This window comes from Aquamicrobium segne (genome assembly GCF_042656785.1).
In the GTDB taxonomy this organism is placed as follows: domain Bacteria; phylum Pseudomonadota; class Alphaproteobacteria; order Rhizobiales; family Rhizobiaceae; genus Mesorhizobium; species Mesorhizobium segne.
On record NZ_JBHSLL010000043.1, the window covers coordinates 19,087 to 40,118 of the forward strand.

General features: G+C 54.9%; 20 protein-coding genes. 7 read left to right on the forward strand and 13 right to left on the reverse strand.

The annotated features are described in order from the left end of the window. Positions 1–65: 65 nt before the first annotated feature. The 6 genes from ACFPLB_RS12445 to ACFPLB_RS12470 all read left to right on the forward strand — a co-directional run bounded on the left by ACFPLB_RS12445 (position 66) and on the right by ACFPLB_RS12470 (position 6,249). Entirely contained in the window at positions 66–1,232 is a 1,167-nt protein-coding gene (locus ACFPLB_RS12445) for a D-alanyl-D-alanine carboxypeptidase family protein (RefSeq protein ID WP_378230075.1), read from the forward strand. Positions 1,233–1,287: 55 nt separating this feature from the next. Further along, entirely contained in the window at positions 1,288–1,968 is a 681-nt protein-coding gene (tmk, locus tag ACFPLB_RS12450) for a dTMP kinase (RefSeq protein ID WP_378230077.1), read from the forward strand. Further along, the gene (locus tag ACFPLB_RS12455; protein ID WP_378230079.1) at positions 1,961–2,998 is read left to right on the forward strand and encodes a DNA polymerase III subunit delta'; all 1,038 of its coding nucleotides are present in this window, start codon (positions 1,961–1,963) and stop codon (positions 2,996–2,998) included. The genes tmk and ACFPLB_RS12455 overlap by 8 nt, the downstream gene beginning before the upstream one ends. 85 nt (positions 2,999–3,083) lie before the next feature. Further along, positions 3,084–4,634 (forward strand): methionine--tRNA ligase, encoded by a 1,551-nt coding sequence (gene metG, locus ACFPLB_RS12460; protein WP_378230081.1) that lies wholly within the window; start codon positions 3,084–3,086, stop codon positions 4,632–4,634. Then, complete coding sequence (locus tag ACFPLB_RS12465) at positions 4,634–5,434, forward strand: TatD family hydrolase (RefSeq protein ID WP_378230083.1); 801 nt, start codon at positions 4,634–4,636, stop codon at positions 5,432–5,434. The genes metG and ACFPLB_RS12465 overlap by 1 nt, the downstream gene beginning before the upstream one ends. After that, the gene (locus ACFPLB_RS12470) at positions 5,431–6,249 is read left to right on the forward strand and encodes an MBL fold metallo-hydrolase (protein ID WP_378230085.1); all 819 of its coding nucleotides are present in this window, start codon (positions 5,431–5,433) and stop codon (positions 6,247–6,249) included. The genes ACFPLB_RS12465 and ACFPLB_RS12470 overlap by 4 nt, the downstream gene beginning before the upstream one ends. Positions 6,250–6,328: 79 nt before the next feature. Here the strand turns inward: ACFPLB_RS12470 and ACFPLB_RS12475 are convergent, their stop codons facing one another. The 4 genes from ACFPLB_RS12475 to ACFPLB_RS12490 form a co-directional block, all read right to left on the reverse strand. After that, on the reverse strand, positions 6,329–7,114 hold the full coding sequence (locus ACFPLB_RS12475; protein ID WP_378230087.1) for an ATP12 family chaperone protein: 786 nt from the start codon (positions 7,112–7,114) through the stop codon (positions 6,329–6,331). A 22-nt stretch (positions 7,115–7,136) separates the two neighbouring features. Continuing rightward, the gene (locus ACFPLB_RS12480) at positions 7,137–8,126 is read right to left on the reverse strand and encodes an RluA family pseudouridine synthase (protein WP_378230089.1); all 990 of its coding nucleotides are present in this window, start codon (positions 8,124–8,126) and stop codon (positions 7,137–7,139) included. 70 nt (positions 8,127–8,196) lie between these two features. Beyond that, complete coding sequence (locus tag ACFPLB_RS12485) at positions 8,197–9,504, reverse strand: replication-associated recombination protein A (protein WP_378230091.1); 1,308 nt, start codon at positions 9,502–9,504, stop codon at positions 8,197–8,199. A 12-nt stretch (positions 9,505–9,516) separates the two neighbouring features. Continuing rightward, complete coding sequence (locus ACFPLB_RS12490) at positions 9,517–11,019, reverse strand: DegQ family serine endoprotease (protein ID WP_378230093.1); 1,503 nt, start codon at positions 11,017–11,019, stop codon at positions 9,517–9,519. Between the two features lie 206 nt (positions 11,020–11,225). On the opposite strand from ACFPLB_RS12490, the gene ACFPLB_RS12495 reads away from it, so the two are divergent. Next, complete coding sequence (locus tag ACFPLB_RS12495) at positions 11,226–11,462, forward strand: DUF2093 domain-containing protein (RefSeq protein WP_378230095.1); 237 nt, start codon at positions 11,226–11,228, stop codon at positions 11,460–11,462. Positions 11,463–11,468: 6 nt separating this feature from the next. Here ACFPLB_RS12495 and lpxK read toward each other — a convergent pair whose 3' ends face one another. From lpxK to ACFPLB_RS12540, 9 genes are all read right to left on the reverse strand, one after another. After that, complete coding sequence (gene lpxK / locus ACFPLB_RS12500) at positions 11,469–12,497, reverse strand: tetraacyldisaccharide 4'-kinase (RefSeq protein WP_378230097.1); 1,029 nt, start codon at positions 12,495–12,497, stop codon at positions 11,469–11,471. A gap of 1 nt (position 12,498) precedes the next feature. Further along, on the reverse strand, positions 12,499–13,815 hold the full coding sequence (gene waaA, locus ACFPLB_RS12505) for a lipid IV(A) 3-deoxy-D-manno-octulosonic acid transferase (RefSeq protein ID WP_378230099.1): 1,317 nt from the start codon (positions 13,813–13,815) through the stop codon (positions 12,499–12,501). Continuing rightward, positions 13,812–14,537, reverse strand: a complete 726-nt coding sequence (locus ACFPLB_RS12510; RefSeq protein WP_378230101.1) for a lysophospholipid acyltransferase family protein — start codon at positions 14,535–14,537, stop codon at positions 13,812–13,814. The genes waaA and ACFPLB_RS12510 overlap by 4 nt, the downstream gene beginning before the upstream one ends. 65 nt (positions 14,538–14,602) lie before the next feature. Continuing rightward, positions 14,603–14,845, reverse strand: coding sequence for a DUF4170 domain-containing protein (locus tag ACFPLB_RS12515; RefSeq protein ID WP_378230103.1), 243 nt, complete (start codon positions 14,843–14,845; stop codon positions 14,603–14,605). 124 nt (positions 14,846–14,969) lie between these two features. Continuing rightward, complete coding sequence (locus ACFPLB_RS12520; RefSeq protein ID WP_378230105.1) at positions 14,970–15,797, reverse strand: 3'(2'),5'-bisphosphate nucleotidase CysQ; 828 nt, start codon at positions 15,795–15,797, stop codon at positions 14,970–14,972. Beyond that, positions 15,784–17,127, reverse strand: coding sequence for a TldD/PmbA family protein (locus ACFPLB_RS12525; protein WP_378230107.1), 1,344 nt, complete (start codon positions 17,125–17,127; stop codon positions 15,784–15,786). Before ACFPLB_RS12525 ends, ACFPLB_RS12520 begins: the two co-directional genes overlap by 14 nt. Positions 17,128–17,238: 111 nt before the next feature. Beyond that, complete coding sequence (locus ACFPLB_RS12530; protein ID WP_378230109.1) at positions 17,239–18,060, reverse strand: patatin-like phospholipase family protein; 822 nt, start codon at positions 18,058–18,060, stop codon at positions 17,239–17,241. Next, positions 18,057–19,403, reverse strand: a complete 1,347-nt coding sequence (locus ACFPLB_RS12535) for a M16 family metallopeptidase (protein ID WP_378230111.1) — start codon at positions 19,401–19,403, stop codon at positions 18,057–18,059. The genes ACFPLB_RS12530 and ACFPLB_RS12535 overlap by 4 nt, the downstream gene beginning before the upstream one ends. Before the next feature lie 3 nt (positions 19,404–19,406). Continuing rightward, positions 19,407–20,777 (reverse strand): M16 family metallopeptidase, encoded by a 1,371-nt coding sequence (locus ACFPLB_RS12540; RefSeq protein ID WP_378230113.1) that lies wholly within the window; start codon positions 20,775–20,777, stop codon positions 19,407–19,409. Positions 20,778–21,032 lie beyond the last annotated feature (255 nt).

Sequence of the window (21,032 nt, forward strand, 5' to 3'; positions counted from 1 at the left end):
TTCGTCAGAACGCCCGTTGCTCTAGCGTGTGATCCTGGTGGCAAAGGGTGCGTGGGCGCAATTTCATGTCATTTTTTCTGCGAACGCAGCTTGTCGGTCTGATTGGATTGTTTTGTGCCTGTCTTGGCGCAATCCCCGTTCAGGCACAGCAATTTGAGACGAAAGCCGCACAAGCCTTCATGGTTGACGGCGAGACCGGAAGTGTGCTGTTTGCCAAGGATGCGGATGCGCCCATCCAGCCAGCCTCACTTGCCAAGCTGATGACACTGGAAATGGCTTTTGATGCGCTCAGATCCGGCCGCCTGAGGCTGGATGACACGTTCGTGGTCAGTGAAAATGCCTGGCGCACCGGTGGTGCACCATCGCGCACCTCCACCATGTTTGCTGCTGTTCGTTCCAGCATCCCTCTGGAAGATATTTTGCGTGGCATTGCCGTGCAGGCTGCCAATGATGGCTGCATCATCATTGCCGAAGGGCTTGCCGGTTCGGAAGACAGTTTTGCTTTCCAGATGACCGAGCGCGCCCGCAAGCTTGGCCTGCAAAAATCCACCTTTGTCAATTCCACCGGTCTGCCTGCTGAAGGGCAGCAAACAACGGTGCGCGAACTGGTGCAACTAAGCCGCCATCTCCAGCAGACCTATCCTGATTATTATATGCTGTTTCAGGAAACGGAATTCACCTGGAACAAGATCACCCAGCGCAATCGCAATCCCTTGCTGGCTATGGATATAGGTGCCGAAGGGCTGGCCGTTGGCGCCAGTGAGCAAAATGGTTTTGCCATTGTTGGCGCTATTCAGCAAAATGGCCGGCGTGTTTTTGCCGCCCTGTCGGGGCTGGCCTCTGATCGTGAACGGGCCGAAGAAGCACGTAAACTTTTGGAATGGGGGCTGCGCTCATTCCAGAAAACGCAAGTCTTTGCCATGGATGAAGTGGTTGGCGAAGCCCAGGTCTATGGGGGCGTAAAAAGCGGGGTGAGCCTGAAGGCCGAAGGACCGGTCGAGCTGCTCTTGCCAAATACCAGCCGTGACAGGGTAACAGCGCGCATTGTCTATCAGGGCCCTTTGCCTGCACCGGTTGAAAAAGGGCAGCCTGTCGGGGTTTTGCGCATCTGGATTGGCGACACACTGAGCCAGGAAATGCCGCTTCATGCAGCCGAGACGGTTGAAGTGGGAGAATTGCACAACCGCGCCTTTGATGCGCTCAAGGAACTGGCCATTGGCTGGCTGCGCTGATAAGCGATATAAAAGGCTGTAAACACGGTCGCAGGAACGGGATAAATTTCAGTCAGTGCGTCAGGGATTTTTCATCAGCTTTGAAGGCGGGGAGGGGGCCGGAAAATCCACGCAGATCGAGCGGCTGGCAGCCAGATTGCGCGCCAAGAAATATGATGTCGTCGTCACCCGTGAGCCGGGTGGCTCTGCCGGTGCAGAAGCCGTGCGCCATGTCATCTTGTCTGGTGCTGCTGAAGAATTTGGGCCCAAAATGGAGGCAATGTTATTTGCCGCAGCTCGTGCCGACCATGTGGAGCAGTTGATCCGGCCTGCCATTGAACGGGGCGCAATTGTGCTGTGTGACCGCTTTATCGATTCTTCGCGCGTTTATCAGGGTGTGACGGGTGGATTGTCTGCCGATTTCATGGCAGCCCTTGAAAAAATATCAGTCGGCGATGCTATGCCGGATATAACCATTATTTTCGATATCGATCCGGCTGAAGGATTGAAACGTGCGCATAAGCGCCGCCCTGCTGGCGATCAACCGGACCGTTTCGAGAAGGAAACGGTGGAGATGCACCAGCGGCGGCGTGAGGCTTTTCTGGCCATTGCCAAGGCTGAACCGCAACGCTGCCATGTCATTGATGCTGCTGGCGCCATGAAGAGGGTGGAAAATGCGGTGACCGAACTGGTGTTTGAGCAGCTTGCCGGGCACAGGGCGGTAGCAAAACCAGAGGAAGCGACAGACAATGTTTGAGCGCATGGCGCCAGAGCAGCATGATACGCTGGAAGGGGTGCCTGAGCCCGCCGAGACACCAGTTCTGGTGGGGCATGAGGAGGCAGCAAACATGCTGGCCACGGCCTATCGTGCCGGCAAGCTGCCCCATGCGCTGATGTTTGTCGGCCCCACAGGTATCGGCAAGGCGACATTTGCCTTTCATCTTGCGCATCATCTGTTGAAATATCCGCGCCATGAGGAAGCGCCCGCACGACTGGCGGTTCCTGATCCCGCATCGCCCCTATTTCGACAGGTGGCGCAAGGCGCTCATCCTTCCGTGCTGCATCTGACCCGCCCGCTTAACGAGCGGACAAAAGCCTTCAAATCGGTTGTCACCGTGGATGAAATTCGCAAAGTCGGCAGATTTTTATCGCTGACGGCCCATGATGGTGGCTACCGTGTGGTGATTGTCGATCCCGCAGACGACATGAACTCCAATGCCGCCAATGCCTTGCTGAAAAATCTTGAGGAGCCACCTCCGCGCACCCTGTTCGTTCTCATTGTTCATGCACCGGGATCGCTGCTGCCCACCATACGCTCGCGCTGTCAGGTGATCCGGTTTTTACCGCTGGAATTGTCAGAGCTCGGACGTGTCGTGCAACATATAGGGCAGGGCAGCGCCGATCATGATTTATTGGTGCGGGCAGGGGGCAGTGTGCGCAATGCCATTCTGCTTTCCCAATATGGCGGACTGGAAATTGCAGCCACATTGGAAAATCTGGTGCATGCGCCCCATTATGAAATTTCTGCCGCCCATCGACTGGCCGATGTGGTGGCGGGGCGCGACGGAGCCGTTTCTTTCGATATTTTCAATCGCCACGCGCAGGATCTGCTTTCACAGTCCGCCAGTCAGGCAGCACGTGATGGAAATCTTGCCCGCGCCCGCTTGCTGGCCGATGCCTGGTGGCAGGTGCACGATACGATTATTGAAATGGAAACCTATAATCTCGACAAGAAACAGCATGCACTTTCGATGATTGACCGGCTCAATTCTGCATTTCAAACGTGATGTATCTGTTGTAGCGGGATGACAATCGCTATTCCAATGCTATATCCACCGCATATTCCTTATTTTCAGGTTTCAAGACGGTCCCATGTCGCGCGATAATTTTTATATCACCACCGCCATTTCCTATCCGAACGGCAAGCCGCATATCGGCCATGCTTATGAGCTGATCGCAACGGACGCATTGGCGCGTTTCCAGCGCTGTGACGGCAAACAGGTGTTTTTCCTGACCGGCACGGATGAACATGGCGTCAAGATGCTGCAAACGGCGCGCAATGAAGGCATTCCGGTTCGCGAACTGGCGGAACGCAATGCCGATGAATTTCGTCGTATGGCTTCAGCGCTCAATGCTTCCAATGATGATTTTATCCGCACCACGGAAGAACGGCATTACAAGGCATCACAGGCAATCTGGAAAGCAATGGCCGCTAATGGCGATATCTACAAGGGCGGCTATGCCGGCTGGTACTCCGTGCGCGATGAAGCCTATTACGGCGAGGAAGAGACTGAATTGCGTGACGATGGTGTGCGCTATGGCCCGCAAGGCACGCCGGTTGAATGGGTGGAGGAGGAAAGCTATTTTTTCCGGCTGTCTGCCTATCAGGACAGGTTGCTGGCGCTTTATGAAGGCCAGCCGGACTTTATCGGCCCTGCCGAGCGCCGCAATGAAGTGGTAAATTTTGTGCGCTCGGGCCTGAAAGACCTTTCCATTTCACGCACCACCTTTGACTGGGGTGTGCCTGTGCCGGGTGATGAAAAGCATGTGATGTATGTGTGGGTGGATGCGCTCACCAATTATCTCACCGCGCTTGGCTATCCCGATGAGAATGATGAAAAATGGCAATTCTGGCCTGCTGCTGCACATATTATCGGCAAGGATATTGTGCGCTTTCACGCCATTTACTGGCCGGCCTTCTTGATGTCGGCGGGCATTGAACTGCCCGGGCGCGTATTTGGTCACGGCTTTTTGTTCAATCGCGGCGAGAAAATGTCAAAATCACTCGGCAATGTGATCGACCCGTTCACCATGGTTGAGCATTACGGGCTTGATCAGGTGCGCTATTTCTTCCTGCGTGAAGTGCCTTTCGGTCAGGATGGCAGCTACAGCCATGAAGCGATTGTCAACCGCACCAATGCGGATCTGGCCAATGACCTTGGCAATCTGGCGCAGCGTTCACTGTCGATGATCGCCAAGAATTGTGCTGGTGTGGTGCCAGTGCGCGGTGAATTGGCCAAGGCTGACCAGGCCATTCTGGCACAGGCGGCGGATGCGCTGGCCATGGCACGCAAGGCGATGGCGGAACAGGCTATTCATCAGGCGCTGGCGGCAATTTTTGGGGTGGTGGCGGAAGCCAACCGCTATTTTGCCGGGCAGGAGCCATGGGCGCTGAAGAAAACCGATCCGGCCCGCATGGAAACGGTTTTGTGGACGACTGCTGAAATCATTCGCCGCGTTGGTATTTTATGCCAGCCATTCATTCCCGTTTCGGCTGCAAAACTGCTTGATCTGCTGGCGTTGGGTGAAGATGAGCGCGGTTTTGATAGAGTTGATACGCTGGACGCATTGGTGGCGGGCTCGCCCTTGCCGCCGCCGCTGCCGGTGTTTCCGCGTTATGTCGAACCCGAGCAGGCTGCGTGATGCTGGTTGACAGCCATTGCCATCTGGATTTTCCGGATTTTTCCGAAGAACGGGACGCTATTGTTTCGCGTGCCCGCGAAGCCGGGATAGGGCGCATGGTGACGATTTGCACGCGTGTGCGAAAATTCGACCAGATTCGCGAAATTGCCGAAACCTATGATGAGGTTTACTGCTCGGTCGGTACGCATCCAAATAATGCGGCTGAGGAGCAGGATGTGACTGTTGAGGAACTGATACAGCTTTCCCGGCATCCCAAAGTCGTGGCGATCGGCGAGGCCGGGCTTGACTATCATTATGACTACGCCTCGCCTGAAATACAGGCAAAAAGCTTCCGTATCCAGATTGCGGCAGCGCGTGAAACCGGTCTGCCGCTGGTCATCCATGCGCGCTCGGCTGATGATGATATAGAAGCCATTTTAAGGGAAGAAATGGGGAAGGGGGGATTTCCCTTCATCCTGCATTGCTTTTCATCGGGCAGGCGACTGGCCGAAACCGGCGTGGCGCTTGGTGGATATATTTCTTTTTCAGGAATCCTGACATTTCGCAATTCCCAAAATATTCGCGACATAGCTGCGATAGTCTCGCATGATCGCCTGTTGGTGGAAACGGATGCGCCTTTTCTCAGCCCCGTTCCATATCGCGGCAAGCGAAATGAGCCTGCCTTTGTTGCTCATACAGCATCTGCTCTTGCCGATGTAATCGGTGTTGACACCCAGGAAATTGCAAAGCTGACAACCGATAATTTCTTTCGTCTTTTCAACAAGATGAAAGCCCCTGATCAAGTGGTGGACAAGGCGTGAGTGACCGGCTGCGCTTCACCATACTTGGCTGTGGATCGTCGCCGGGCGTACCACGGATTACGGGTGACTGGGGTGCATGTGATCCCGCCAATCCAAAAAATCGGCGCATGCGGGCATCGGCCCTTTTTGAGCGTATCAAGCCTGATGGCCGCCGCACCACGGTGGTGATTGATACCGGCCCGGATTTTCGCTCGCAAATGCTGATGGCCGGTGTAAAACGCATTGATGCTGTGCTCTACACCCATCCTCATGCCGACCATATTCACGGCATCGATGATCTGCGCGGCTATGTGCTGGAACAGAAGCGTCTGATTGACATTTATGCCGATGATTTCACCATGACGCGCCTGCGTGAAGCCTTTGGCTATTGCTTTACAACGCCGTCCGGCAGTTCCTATCCACCGATCCTGTGGGCACGCAAGATCGACCATGATCGGGCAATAAGCATTGAAGGTGAAGGCGGTATGCTGCATTTTGAGCCATTGCCGCAGCGGCATGGTGATATCACGTCACTTGGATTTCGTGTCGATGCGATCGCTTATTGTCCCGATGTCAGCACGTTTCCCGAAAGTACGGTTGCAAGGCTGCATGGGCTTGATTTGCTGGTTATCGATGCTTTGCAATACCGCCAGCATCCCAGCCATTTTTCATTTGGTGAAGCGCTGGAGTGGATTGAGCGCCTGCAACCGCATAACGCGGTTCTGACCCATATGCACATTCCGCTCGATTACGAGACTGTGCTGGGACAAGTTCCGGATCACGTTCAGCCAGCCTATGACGGCCTTGTTTTTGAATTTCCAATCATATCTGGCTAGTTATTTGTCTAGCTGGATATGATAACAAAACAAAAAAGTTCCATAATCTATCTTATGCGACTTTGAGATAGGCCTTTCCTTACAGAGCCTTCAGCAAATTGACTGCTGCGATAAAATCACGATGACGAAGCGCGCGCCGGGCCACAGCTTCAGCGTCCTGCCCCCAGTGCTCGATTTGCCAATCCTCATCAATATGGGCCGCCAGCCAGGCTTCATCTGCATCAAGCTCTTGGGCTTCAACCGCCAGCGCCAGCAGAGCCGATCCGGTCAGCGATGTCATCAGATGCAGGCATGCCAGCCGAAAAGCATCATGTCGACGCGCCAGCCAGGCTCCTAAAACTGCAATGGATTCACGTGGTTGCTCGACATGCATAATGCCTTCAGCAAGATTCAGGCGCGCACCGATGGTTGATTGCGCCCAGTCCAGAATCCGGTCCCAATGTGCATTCTGACGCTCGACAAGCGCCTGAGGACCATCCGCGCGGTAACACAGCATATCGGATGTGCAAAACCGCAAAATATCTTCCAGAACGGCTTGAGGATCACTTGCCACCCCATCAATGGCCGTATTGACCAGACGAAGGATTGGCATGGTGACAGGATCAATGATCTCGACCTGTGCTGCAAATTCATCAGCAATCAATTGTGCAGCAGCCAGCGACGGCAGCGCCAGCACATTGCGTCCGGGCGTGCGCACCGGCTTGCCATCAAGCTGAACGGTAAAATGACCCTCGTCAGCAATGGCACTGGCGATCTTGTAAAAACGCCTCGGCAAGGGTGTGCGCATCTGGATTTGCGCACGTCGGGTCGGATCGGGGTCTGACAATGCTATGCCATCTTCATTATCTTTGAGCCTGTCACGCATGTCGAATTCCCCCGACACTGGTTTAATAAACATCATCGTCAGCGCCCTGCTCATCAAAGCCAAGCAGATTCCAGCTCTGGCGCATATGAGGCGGCATGGGCGCTTTCACATCGATCCGGCCGCCGTCAGGATGCGGAATGACAATGCGGCGAGAATGCAGATGCAGCCGGTTTTGCATTCCACCCGGAAAATCCCAATTGCTATCGGCTTCAAAATATTTCGGGTCCCCGATGATCGGACAACCAATATGGGCTGCATGAACACGCAATTGATGGGTACGCCCGGTATAAGGCTCCATCTCCAGCCAGCATAGAGATTGCGCAGCCTGTTCCAGCACACGGTAGAAGGAAACAGCGTGATCAGCCCCCTTTTCACCATGTCTGGCGACCCGCATCCGGTCGCCATCCGGGGTCTGGTCCTTTATCAGCCAGGTAGAAATCTTGTCTTCACGCTTGGGCGGCATGCCCTTGACCAGCGCCCAATAGGTTTTCTTCGTCTCGCGGGTGCGAAAGGATTCTGACAGTTTCATGGCTGCCAGCCTGGTGCGCGCCACCACCAAAACACCCGATGTATCGCGGTCAAGCCGGTGCACAAGTCGAGGTTTTTCACCCTTTTTATTGCGCAGCGCCTCCAGCATATCATCAACATTGCGGGTGACACCTGACCCGCCCTGCACTGCCAGTCCGGCCGGTTTGTTGAAGACATAAACCTTTGGGTCTTCATGCAGCATCATGCGCGACAGCACATCACCGTCGTCCTGATTGCGGATTGAATGCCCCGTCATCTGATCGCTGGTCTTGCGATCGACATCCAGTGGCGGGATGCGAATGATAAAACCCGGATCAACCCGCATATCCGCCTTGGCGCGTCCGCCATTAACCCGCACCTGCCCCGAACGCAGCAGTTTTTGCAAATGGCCGAAGCCAAGGCCCGGATAATGTGCCTTGAACCAGCGGTCGAGCCGCATTCCGGCCTCACCGGCCTCAACCTTGATCTGTTCTACGCCTGCCATGAGCCTATCCGTCAATCTTGCCTGTCAGATAGCATCAAGCGCCCGCCATTGCGAGGCCACAGGCCTTATATCAGCCGCGTTCCTTGCGCAGCTTTGCCCAATATTCAAGGCGTTTTCGGATTTCACGCTCAAAACCACGTTCAGGCGGGTCATAAAATCGCTGCCGACCCATTTTTTCCGGAAAATAGTCCTGCCCTGAAAAAGCATCCGGCTCGTCATGATCATAGCGATAGCCAGCGCCGTAATTTTCCTCTTTCATCAGCTTGGTCGGCGCATTCAAAATATGCTTGGGTGGCAAGAGTGAGCCATGCTCCTTTGCACTCCGCATCGCCCCTTTGAAAGCTGAATAGACAGCATTTGATTTGGGCGCAGTGGCCAGATAGACACAAGCCTGCGCAAAAGCCAGTTCGCCTTCCGGCGAGCCAAGATAATCATAAGCGTCCTTGGCCGCATTGGCGACAACAAGCGCTTGTGGATCGGCAAGACCGATATCTTCAATCGCCATACGCACCAGCCGACGGCCAAGATAAAGCGGGTCTTCACCGGCATCGAACATCCGCGCCAGATAATACAGTGCCGCATCAGGATCAGAGCCGCGCACGGATTTATGCAGTGCTGAAATCAGATTGTAATGACCGTCCTGCCCCTTGTCATAGATCGGCGCCCGACGCTGCACCACATCAAGCAGTCCGGCAGCATCAAACACCTCGTCTGGAGCAGCAGCCCGCCAGATTTCCTCGCAAAGGGTCAGCGAAGCGCGCCCATCGCCATCAGCCATGCGGATCAGGGCGGCTCTGGCATCCTCATCAAGCGGCAGGGGCCTGCCCTCTTCCTCCTCGGCGCGCACCAGCAATTTGGCAATGCTGTCTTCATCAAGCGAATGAAAGGTCAGGACGCGGGCGCGCGATAGCAGTGCCGCATTGAGTTCAAAAGACGGATTTTCGGTCGTCGCCCCAACCAGAATGACGGTTCCGTCTTCCATGACAGGCAAAAAGCCATCCTGCTGGGCGCGGTTGAAGCGATGAATTTCGTCTACGAATAACAAGGTCTGGCGACCATTGGTGCGGCGCAGACGGGCTGCCTCAAAGACTTTTTTCAGATCGGCAACGCCGGTAAAAATTGCTGAAATCTGTTCAAACGCCAGACTTGTCTCACCGGCAAGCAGGCGCGCCACCGTGGTCTTGCCGGTTCCCGGCGGCCCCCAGAAAATCATGGAACCGAGCGAACCGGACCGGATCATGCGCGTCAGGGCGCCCTCCGATCCGGTCAGATGCTCTTGCCCGACCACCTGTGACAGGCTTTTGGGCCGCAAGCGGTCTGCAAGCGGCTGCCCGATCGGTGCCGCTTCCGGTTTTCCGGTGTTAAAAAGATCACCCATGTCCTGTCGGTCTCAGTAGCGCAGAACCTGGCGCATTAACTGGCCGTCACGCTCCAGTGTAAAGCGCCACCAGCGTGCATTTTGCTGTGATGCGTCGACAAGTTTGCGGGTTGTGTCCATTGTCTGACCATTGACTTCGCGCACAATGTCGCCTGCTCGCAAGCCGAACCCGCCAGCAGGTGAATTGCGCTCCACCTCTACCACGACGACGCCCTTGATGTCAGAACCTATTCCAAGGCGTTGGGCCAGACGCGGTGACAATTCCGCTATTTTAGCACCTGCAAACGGGCTGCGGCCACGCAATTGCACCTGCTGCACCGAAGCGCCTTCAGGGGCGCGCACAAGGGCAATATCAACCTTCTTTTCTTTGCCCTTGCTCAGCACCAGAAGTTCAGCCTGTGTCCCGATCGGCTGTGTTGCCAGCCGGTAGCCAAGAGCATCCACCCCTTCAATGATCGTATTGTTGAAACGTAAAATGACATCACCCGGCCTTAAGCCCGCAGCCTCGGAGGGGCCGCCACTTTCCACTGCTGAAACCAGCGCTCCGGAGGGTGTTTCCATGCCAAGCGATTCTGCAATCTGCGGCGTGACGACATCGAATGTCGCGCCGATATAGGGACGCTCAAAAAATGTCTGCCCGGCCTTTGCCGCTTCCACAAAAGCATTGACCATATTGGACGGAATGGCAAAGCCAATGCCGATCGAGCCGCCGCTACGGCTATAGATCGCCGTATTTACGCCCACCAGTTGCGCACGCATATTGATCAGCCCTCCCCCGGAATTGCCGGGATTGATGGCGGCATCGGTCTGGATGAAGAAGCTGGAATCGGAAATGCCGATATGGCTGCGCGCCAGTGCTGAAACAATACCTGATGTGGTGGTCTGTCCAACCCCGAACGGGTTGCCGATGGCAAGCACCAGATCTCCCACCTGCAATGCGTCGGAATCACCAATGGCAAGGGCAGGAAAAGGCTTGTCAGCCTCAATCTTGATCACTGCCAGATCAAGCGTTTCATCTTTCAAAAGCACCTTGCTGGAAAATTCACGGCCATCGGACATGGCCACCTTGACCTCATCCGCATCCTTGATGACGTGATAATTGGTAACAATGAAACCAGCCTCGTCAACCAGAACGCCGGACCCCAGCGAAGACTGGGAACGCGGCATGGACCGACCAAAAAACTGCTCGAAAAACGGATCACCCTCAAAAGGCGAGCGGGCCCGCGTTGTCTTGGAGGCATAGACATTGACCACGGCAGGTGCCGCCTGCCTGACCAGCGGTGCAAAGGAAAGCTGTATCTCATCATGGCCAAAAGGTGTGCGGCGATCAGAATCATCTGCTGCATCGAAATTACTGCTTCCTTGCAGCAGATCGGTCAGCACTTCGGTAAGACCCGGCGATTCCTTGCGCTCCTGCGCATGTGTCTGCGCAATAAAAGCTGTGCTTGCGCAAAGCGAGAAAATGCCGACAAAGGCAATGATATAACGTTTGGCGGTACAACGCTTGGCAGCCATGAACGAATCCTCCGGGCACAATTGTTGCGTATTGTCGCAATGATTGTGCAAAATAAAAGGCGCATCCGCTGGTTTTTTTCAGCATATTGCCAATTTGCATTCTTATGAATGCTGCAAATACCGGGTAAAGACATATTTGAATGGTGCAAGTCTTGACCTTGCCATTTTTAACGACGAAGACCGAATGATTAAATCAGGTATGCGTGATGATGAACCGCTTTGAAGGCCCCGGCAGCCGTGAGGCCAAAATCCACTATCTGGATGGTGACTTTGAAGTTGCTATCCCCGGGTCTTATGTGCGCTGTGCAGTCACTGGCGAACATGTTTTGCTCGATGATTTGAAATACTGGAGTGTTGAACGGCAAGAAGCATATGTCAGTGCTCAGGTCTCTCTTGAGCGTGAACTGGATATGAACCCGGATTTGCGCAAACGTTCAAAATAAGGCGGCTTATTTTATCAATCGCCGCCGCTTCCAGCTTTCCACCGTTTCCCTGATTATTCGGGCTGTTACATTTGGCTGATCAAAAACGGTTTCAATCTCCAGAACCTTCAATTTTTCCAAAAATTCCGGTGCGGCTGCGCCATGGCGCAGCCGCACCGCATCCTTGGCTGTCGTTATCAGTTCAAGCTGTCCTGCCTTTGCCTGTCGCAAAAGCTCGTTAAGTTCATCTTCCGCATAAAAATGATGATCGGGAAAGGACTGGGTCGTCACCACCTTGGCGCCTGTTTCTGCCAGCGTATTAAAAAATTTTTCGGGGTGGCCGATACCGGAAAAGGCCAGAAAACGCCTGCCGGAAAAATTTTCGGCATCATACGGGCGCACCCATGCATCAAAAACCGGCTTGCCTGCACGCGCCACCTGACGCACCACGGAATCTGCTCCGGCCCCCTTCCCCATGCGCAACAAGGCATGGCTGTAAACCAGTTGATCCACGACCTTTGCCCGCAGCGGACCGCCGGGAATGACACGGCCATTGCCAAGACCAAAATGGGCATCCACCACCATCAGTGCATAGTCGATATGAAGATGTGCACTTTGGAAGCCGTCATCCATGATCAGAAAATCGCACCCCTGCCCTTCAAGCAGAAGCTGAGCGCCTGCCACACGGTTTACCGATACGGCAACGGGTGCATGTGCGGCCAAAAGCAATGGCTCGTCACCCACATGCTTTGCGCTGTCACGATTGACATCAACGATATGCGGGCCGGAAAATCCACCGCCATGCCCGCGCGATAAAATACCGGGAGAAAAGCCCATCTGCCGGGCTTGACCGGCCAGCGCGATGGCTATTGGTGTTTTTCCGGTGCCACCGACAGTAAAATTGCCCACGCATAAAACCGGCACCGGTATTTTTTTGCGGGGAGCCCGGTGCAGGCGGCGGCCAGCCACAGCCGCATAAATGGCTGAAAAAGGCGACAGGACAAAGCTGCGCCAGTCCGGCTTTTCCCACCAGAAGGGTGGTGCTTCACTGGCCATTTCAGTTCTTGCCCGCCCGGCGCAAGCCCGCCTGCACCACCAGTGGCTGGATGAAGGGTTCAAGCGCTTTCATGGTGGCTGACAATGCGCCACGCATATCCTGTACGGTGGCCGAAGCTGCGGCCATCATGTTGCGTCGTACATTCTCGTTCAAAAGCAGATAATTGACCGCCCCGGCCAGCATGTTGCGGTCTTGCACCAGCTTTGCCCCTCCCCGCTTGAGCAGGCTTTGATACGCATCACGAAAGTTCTGGACATTCTGGCCTGCCAGCACGGCTGTATCGAGCATGGCCGGTTCAAGCGGATTTTGTCCACCGGTCGCGCTTAATGAGCGGCCGACAAAAGCAATTTCGGTCAGGCGCAGATAAAGGCCCATTTCGCCAATCGTATCGCCCAGCAAGATGTCGGTATCAGCACGCACCGGCTCACCCGAACTGCGGCGCACCAGCCCAAGCCCCATGGAGGTCATCTGCGCCGCCAGTTCATCAGCGCGCGCCGGATGGCGCGGCACGACAAGGGTGAGAAGCCCCGGATGACGTTTGCGCAAAGCAGCATGAATTTCTGCCGCCATTTTTTCTTCTCCCTCATGGGTGGAGATGGCTGCCCATGTCGGACGCTGGCCGATTTGCCGCTTCAGCGCGCTCAGGGCTGCCTCATCGACCGGCGGTGGTAGTGTGTCGACCTTCAGATTGCCCGAAACGGTCACAGGGCGCGCACCCAAAGCGCGAAAACGCTCACCATCGGTTTCGGACTGGGCCACAACATGGGCCATGTTTTCAAACAGCGCCTCGGCAAGATTGGGACGCTTCTTCCATGAGGCAAAAGAGCGGTCGGACATGCGCCCATTGACCAGAACCTGCGGCACATTGCGCGAACCGAGTTCAAGAATGGTCATCGGCCAGATTTCAGATTCCGCAATAATGGCAAGATCGGGTTTCCAGTATTCAAGAAAACGGCTGATGGCCGGTTTCAGATCGAGCGGGACATATTGGTGAATGACACTGTCACCCAGTCTTTCCTCTACCAGCCTGGCGGATGTGACTGTGCCGGTCGTCAAGACAATGCTGACCCCATAGGCCAAAATGAGTTGCACCATGGGAATAACGGCAATGGCTTCGCCGACACTGGCGGCATGGACCCAGATCAGCGGTCCATCCGGGCGCTGCTGGCTGGCAAATCCATAACGCTCGCGGATGCGGGCCTTGTCTTCCTTGCCCTTGGAAACCCGCCAGGCCACATAAGGCCCCATCAGCGGATAGGCTGCGGCACCACAATAGCGATAAAGGCCCAGCAAAGCGCGGGCAGAGCGCACACTCATGATCGTGCATCCACCAGTCTGTAGGCCTGTGCTGTCGCCATATTCAAGGAATGTGTCAGTTCCTGCCGCTTCAATTCCATTTGAGCATCATCGGCATCCTGTGGCACAAAAACAGGCTCTCCCACCACAATGGATGATCGGCCAAAAGGCAGATTGATGGTTGTCTTGTCCCAGCTTTTTTCCAGCACCTTGTGTCGGCTGGTGGCAATGGCGGTGGGCAGGATCGGGCGACCGGAAAGCCGGGCCAGAAGAACGATGCCAAGCCCGGCATCACGCGGCGTTCCATGTGGAATATCTGCAATCATGGCTGCATTCTTGTCAGCAGCCAGCGACTTTTTGAGGGCAATCAGCGCTTTGGCGCCGCCTTTGTCGAGATGGCGCGCATTTTCGCGTCCGCCCGATCCACGCACCGTCTGAATATTGAATTTTTCCAGAACCAGCGCGTTGAGTTCGGCATCGGCACTGCGTGACACCATGGCGACAAGCGGTCGGCCCCTGGGATAAAACACCGGAGCCATCAGGTGCTGACCATGCCACAAGGCTATGATGCCCGGTTCAAGATGTGCGTATTCACCACCGGCAATGGCGGTCGATCCTTTGGTGAGCGGGTTGGTCAGCCGGATAAAGCGCAGCGCCTGAGCCAGCACACTTGCCACAACAGATTTTACAAAACGCGATTGCGCCAATGGCTTGCGTATGCGCCGCCACAGTTGCTTGGACATTTTGGGCCCTGGACCGCCAGAGGCAGGTTGCCCCGCCCGTTCCGATGCGGCTTGCCGCTTCATGCTTAGCTGCCTGCCTCGTCTTGCGGCTCAAACAGCCGGTGTAGATGCACGACGAAATAGCGCATATGCGCATTGTCGACACTGGCTTGAGCTTTCGCCTTCCAGGCCGCATAGGCAGTTTTGTAATTGGGATAGATACCGACAATATCGAGAGCGTCCAGATCGCGGAACTGATGATCATCAAGATCTTTCAGTTCGCCACCCAACACCAGATGCAGAAGCTGCTTAGTTTCACCGCTGCTCATATTTACCCTCTAAAGCTTGTCTCCTGAAGAGAAGAACCCGCTTCAGGATAAAGACATGCGCAAAATAAAAATCACCGCATCCGGTTTAGTCCAAGCTGGCAGGTTTTGAAACCTGCACTGGTGGTTAAACTGGAATGTTCTCCGCAGCGCTATTGGAGCCTGCAATAACAGGAAAGAGTTTTTTCAATAAAACACCACTTCCCGCCACAAGCTCTCCGTGGCGGATTTTCTTGGTGGCGAAATGCGGCGCATTTCCTTCTGCATCAAGCAAGATACCGCCTGCCTCCTCAAGAATCAGCGCGGCGGCGGCAAGGTCCCAGTCATGAGAGTTGGTCTTGATGAAACTGGCGTCAATGCGCCCATCGGCAATCATGGCCAGACGATAGGCCAGCGAAGGCACATAATTCACATGCCGCATGGTTTTTTGCAAATCGGCATCAATCATCTCAAGCAAGGGTTTGGGGCCGGCAATCACAGGCTGTGAACTGGCCGCTTCGACTTTCAATTGCCTGTTGCCCAGAAAGGAGCCGCCCCCGCGACATGCCCGGTACACTTCCCTGCTGGCGGGACAATCAAGCACACCGGCCAGCGACCTGCCCTCTTCGACCACGGCCACGCTGACACACCAGACCGGATTGCCGGCAATGAAGGCGCGGGTGCCATCTATCGGGTCGACAACAAATGTTCTCGGCGCTGCAAGCCGCTCCAGATCATCGGTCGTTTCTTCCGAAAGCCAGCCATAATTCGGACGGGCCTGCAACAGCACCTCCCGTAAATAACGGTCGGCTGCATAATCTGCCTCACTGACTGGTGAGTTTCCTTCCTTTATCCAGACTTGCGGCTCCTTGCCGAAATAGCTCAGCGCAATGCGCCCTGCTTCCTGCGCTGCATCCAGCAGAAGCGCCAGATCTTCTTCCGGAGACGGCAGGGCTTTGACATCAGTTTCCGGCAAGGGTCATTCCTTCAATCAGCAAGGTGGGAGCCGCCGTCCCGAAATTGCGGTCCAGATCATCGGCCGGGGTCATGTTCATGAACATGTCCTTCAGATTGGAGGCAATGGTTACCTCCGCTACCGGATAGGCAAGTTCGCCATTCTCGATCCAGAAACCCGATGCGCCCCGGCTATATTCGCCCGTCACCATATTGACACCTTGTCCAAAGACTTCGGTGACATAAAAGCCGGATTTCAAACTTGAGATCAATTCCTGCGGTGCGGCAGTTCCTGCTTCAATGGCAAAATTGGTGGAGGAAGGGGAAACTGAAGACCCCTGACGCGCACCGCGCCCATTGGTGACCAATCCAAGCTCAAAAGCTGCTGAGGTCGAGAGCAGCCAGTGGTTCAATATGCCCTGATCGACCATCACCAGTCTTTCACCAGCAACTCCTTCACCATCGAACGGGCGGGAAGCCTGCCCGCGTCGGCGCAGCGGATCGTCAGTCACGCTAATGCGGGCATTGGCAATTTGACGACCCATCATATCGCGCAAGAAACTGGTCTTGCGGGCCACTGAAGCGCCATTGATTGCACCGGCCAGATGACCGGCAATTCCACGCGCCACACGTGGATCGTAAATGACCGTGACCGGACCGGTGGCGGCCTTGCGCGCGCCCAACCGGCGAACGGCTCTTTCACCAGCCATGCGTCCGATCTTTTCAGGCGTTTCCAGATCAGCAAAATGCGGCTGTGAGGAATAGTCATGATCGCGCTCCATGCCAGTGCCTTCACCGGCAATCGCACTGGTCGAGCGGGAAAAGCGGGTCGCCGCATAATGGCCCATAAAACCGGCAGAGGTGGCAAGCACAAGTCCACCAACACCGGCACTTGCGCTGCTGCCTGCTGAATTGCTGACGCCTTTTACCGCCAGTGCAGCCTCTTCAGCGGCCAGTGCATCCTGTTTGAGCCGGTCGGCAGAAACCTCCATTGTATCAAACAGGTCCAGATCAAGCGGCTCACGCACCAGAAGCTGTGCATCGGCAAGCCCCTGACAGGGGTCTTCCGGCGAGGCTTTTGCCATGGCCACTGCACGCTCGGCCAATATGGCTGGCTCAGAAGCAGCTGTTGCCGATACGCTGGCGACGCGCTTGCCAATAAAAACGCGCAGCGAAACATCTTCACTTTCAGAAGATTGTGTGCCTTCCACCTTGCCAAGCCGAACCGAAACACTGGCGGAGCGGCCAATAACAGCCACGGCGTCGGCTGCATCGGCGCCTGCTTTTCGGGCAGCCTCAACCAGTGCCGAAACGCGGTCGGAAAGCTTTGCTGTATCAATCATGTTGGTCATATCCGCGTCCTGTGAAGGCAAAAAAGATCGGCCGGCACTTTGTCATCTATTGTTGCCGTCTTGTTTTCGCAATGGCGGCAGGCAGGCGAAAGCACCGTCCATGCGGTGCACTTACCGAAGCAGCACATCGATTTTGCGCTTGACCTCATCCTTTACATTAGCCGTTTGCGTTAAAATCGTATCGATGTTTAAAAAATCCAGCACCCGGAATTTTGAAACCGGTGGCCGGATCAGAATATGAGGTTGCGACCGCATCAGCTTGTTTTCAAGAATGGACTGCATCATCAATTGTGTTGCGCCAAACATCAGATCGATGGACGAAGGCTCACGCTCGCCATTTGTCAAAGGTCCGCCAATCACATCCACCGCAATGACAATATCGGCCTCATCTTCAATCAGATCAAAGGGAACCGGATTGTAGATGCCACCATCAATGAGCATCACACCATCGCGCATGACAGGCTTGAAAACGGCAGGAAGGGCGGCTGATGCACCAATCGCCGATATAAGATCGCCCTCCTCCAGCACGGCAAGCCCATAGCCGTAATAGTCGGTGGCCGTTATCTTGAGAGGGATTTTCAATTCCGCAAATGTTTGCGGAATATCTTCCGGTAAAAATGCCTTGAGGGCGCGCTCAATATTGAACTGGCTGATATGCAGGCCGTTTTTCAAAAGATCGGCAAGGTTTTGCGGGCGCGATTGCCAGATGCGGCTGGCAACCTCGGAACGGTCGGCAAGTACTGAATAGGCATAATCGCGAATATCACGACCGCTCATGCCAGAAGCTATGGCCGCGCCGATGATGGCGCCAATGGAAGAACCGGCAATGGTTTTTGGCTTGATGCCCAGTTCATCAAAGGCTTCCACCACATGAATATGGGCAAGGCCACGCGCCCCGCCGCCGCCAAAGGCAATGCCAAAACTTTGGTTCATGGCACAACAATCCCCTGTGCTTGCGGCCCGACACGCAATATGGAGGGCGCTGTATTCAAGAGGCGCGCCGCTACTTGCCGGACATCCTCAACGGTAACCGCCTCGAGCAACGCCGGACGGTGCGATATATAATCCTTGCCAAGGTCAGCAAGCTGCAATTCTAAAAGTGTTGCCGCCACTGCCCCTGATGAATTGAGATTGTTGATGGCATAGGCCCCAATTAAATATTTGCGCGCCGCCTCCAGCGCGGCTTCATCCGGGCCATTTATTGCCATCTGTTTTACCACATCTTGTATGACCTGAACCGTTTCGTCAGCTCTGTCCGAGCGGGTCGCCGTGCTTATTCCCAGTGTTGCGGCATGGCGACGGTTGGAAAGGCGTGAGCCGATCGAATAGGCCAGGCCGCGCTTTTCGCGCACTTGCTTGAAAAGCTGCGAAGTAAAAGTTCCTCCGCCCAGAATTTCATTCATCAATACTGCTGCATAAAAATCAGGATCGGTGCGCGCAATACCGGGAAATGCCATGGCAATTGTCGTCTGGGGAAGATCATAAGAAACGGCAATTTCCTGTCCGAATTTCAACTCGGCCCGTGGTACAGGCAGCAATTCCGGTTCGGCTGGCAGATCGCCAAACAGGCGGTCGAGTTCATCTGCAAGTGTCTGGGCATCGATGGCCCCCACGACGGCAACATGCAGATTGCCACGGGCAAATTGTGTTTTGTGAAAGCGGCGCAGATCATCTGCCGTAATGGTCGCAAGGCTTTGCTGTGTGCCCTCTTCAGGGCGCGCATAAGGATGGCTGCCATAAAGTGCTTGCAGCCATTGCTTTTGCGCCTGTGCTTGCGGGTCGCGCTCGGATGCTTCAATGCCGGTAATGATCTGGTTGCGTATCCTGTTGATGGGCAGCTCATCAAAGCGTGGCTCTAAAAGCGCAAGGCGCAGCAGATCGAATGCAGCCTGCCTGTCGTCGGCCAGCACACGCATGGAGCCATAGATGGCGTCATGCGAACTGGAAAAACGCATTTCAGCGCCCACATCATCCAGTCTTTCCTGAAAAGCGTCACTGTCAAGATCGCCTGCACCCTCATCGAAAAGCCCGCTCATCAGATTGGCAAGGCCTTCCTTGCCTTCCAAATCCTGAGAGCTGCCGCCTTCAAAGGCAAAGCGAAGCGTAACAATCGGAACCGTATAATTCTCGACAAGCCAGGCATTTATGCCATTTTGTGAATGGACTTCCTGAATGTTTATTTCAGCCTGTGATGGCAGGACAAGGATCAACAGAAAGGCCAGAACTGCGCTGATATGCAAAACAGCATGACGTAATGGGAAGGGAGAAAAATACATGTTTCAGTTCCCGCTTTCCGGCTGCGGCAGAAGATAGCCAATGGTGGCGCGCGACGGAACCAGATAGCGGGCTGCGACCTGTTTGACCTGCTCAGGCGTTACCGCTGAAATGTGCTCCGGCCATTTGGCGATATCGTCCACCGAACCACCGGTTGCCAGCGTGCTGCCGAAAATATTGGCCATGGCCGATTGCCGGTCCCGCGCAAAGATGGTGGCGCGAATAAAGCGTTTTTTGGCCTTTTCAAGTTCATCTGAAGAAACACCCTCATCGACAATACGGGCAATTTCGGCAGCTACGGATTTTTCGACCTCGTCCAGAGGGGTTTGCCCGACCGGTGCGCCATAGACGGTAAAACTCGTGTCATCGAGCATGGTGCCACTATAGGAAGCGCCCGTGCCAACGGCAATTTGCTTGCCAACCACCAGTTCCTGATACAATCGGCTGCGCACCCCGCCACCAAGGATTTCGGCCAACAGATCCAGCGCTTCGGCTTCTCCCGGCTTTGCCGTATTGTAAGAGGGCACCACCCATTGCACCGAAAAACCGGGTACACTGACCCGCGCATCGCGCAAGGTCACACTGCGGCGGGTGTTTTGTTCCGGCTCGACCGGGCGCTTGCGTGGTGGCAGATCAGGCCCACGGGCAATTTTGCCATAGGTTTTTTCTGCCATTTCCTTGACGCTCTTCTCGTCAACATCGCCTGCTACAACCAGAATGGCATTATTGGGCGTGTAATAGCGATCATAAAAGTCTTGCGCATCGGTGCGGTTTAATTGCTCCATTTCCTGCATCCAGCCGATGACCGGAATACGGTAAGGCTGGTTTTGCCAGAGCGTGGCGTTGACTTCTTCATTCAAAAGTGCGCCCGGATCATTATCGATGCGTGAGCGGCGCTCTTCCAAAACCACATCACGTTCGGTTGTGATCACCTCATCATCAAGCACCAGATTGCGCATCCGGTCTGCTTCAAACGCCATCATGGTTTCCAGCGCATCTGCTGGCACCGTTTCAAAATAGGCGGTGTAATCATAGGAGGTGAAAGCGTTGTTATTGCCGCCAATTTCAGAAATGGCCCGATCAAATTCACCGGCTTGATGATTGGTGGTGCCTTTAAACATCAAATGTTCAAAAAAATGGGCAATCCCGGACTTTCCGGGCGGCTCATCGGCACTGCCTACCTTGTACCACACCATGTGGGTGACAATGGGAGCGCGGTGATCGGGAATGACAACCACCTCCATGCCATTTTCCAGCGTAAAATGAGCGATCTTTGCCTCATTTCCTGATGGCGTATCGGCATGTGCCGACAGAACGCCGAACAGCCCAAACAGCCCCAACAACAAAACAAAGAACCGGTTTTGGGCAAAAATCATGACGGGCTCCGGTTGGTCAGCGCTCGAATCGCAAGGAATTGCAAGCGATATGGGAGCCGAACGCGGCAGAAGTCAGGCAGACCTTAGAGCAACGGGCGTTCTGACGAACGCAGCTTCCGCTGCTTCAGCTTCTTTATTAGCCGCATTGTTGCGACGCCAGATGGTGCTATCTGGCTGCAAAATTCTCTAGGTCACATACCCATTAATTGGATTCCCAAGGCGGGCCTATTCTGATTCACTGCTTACCAGAGCAGG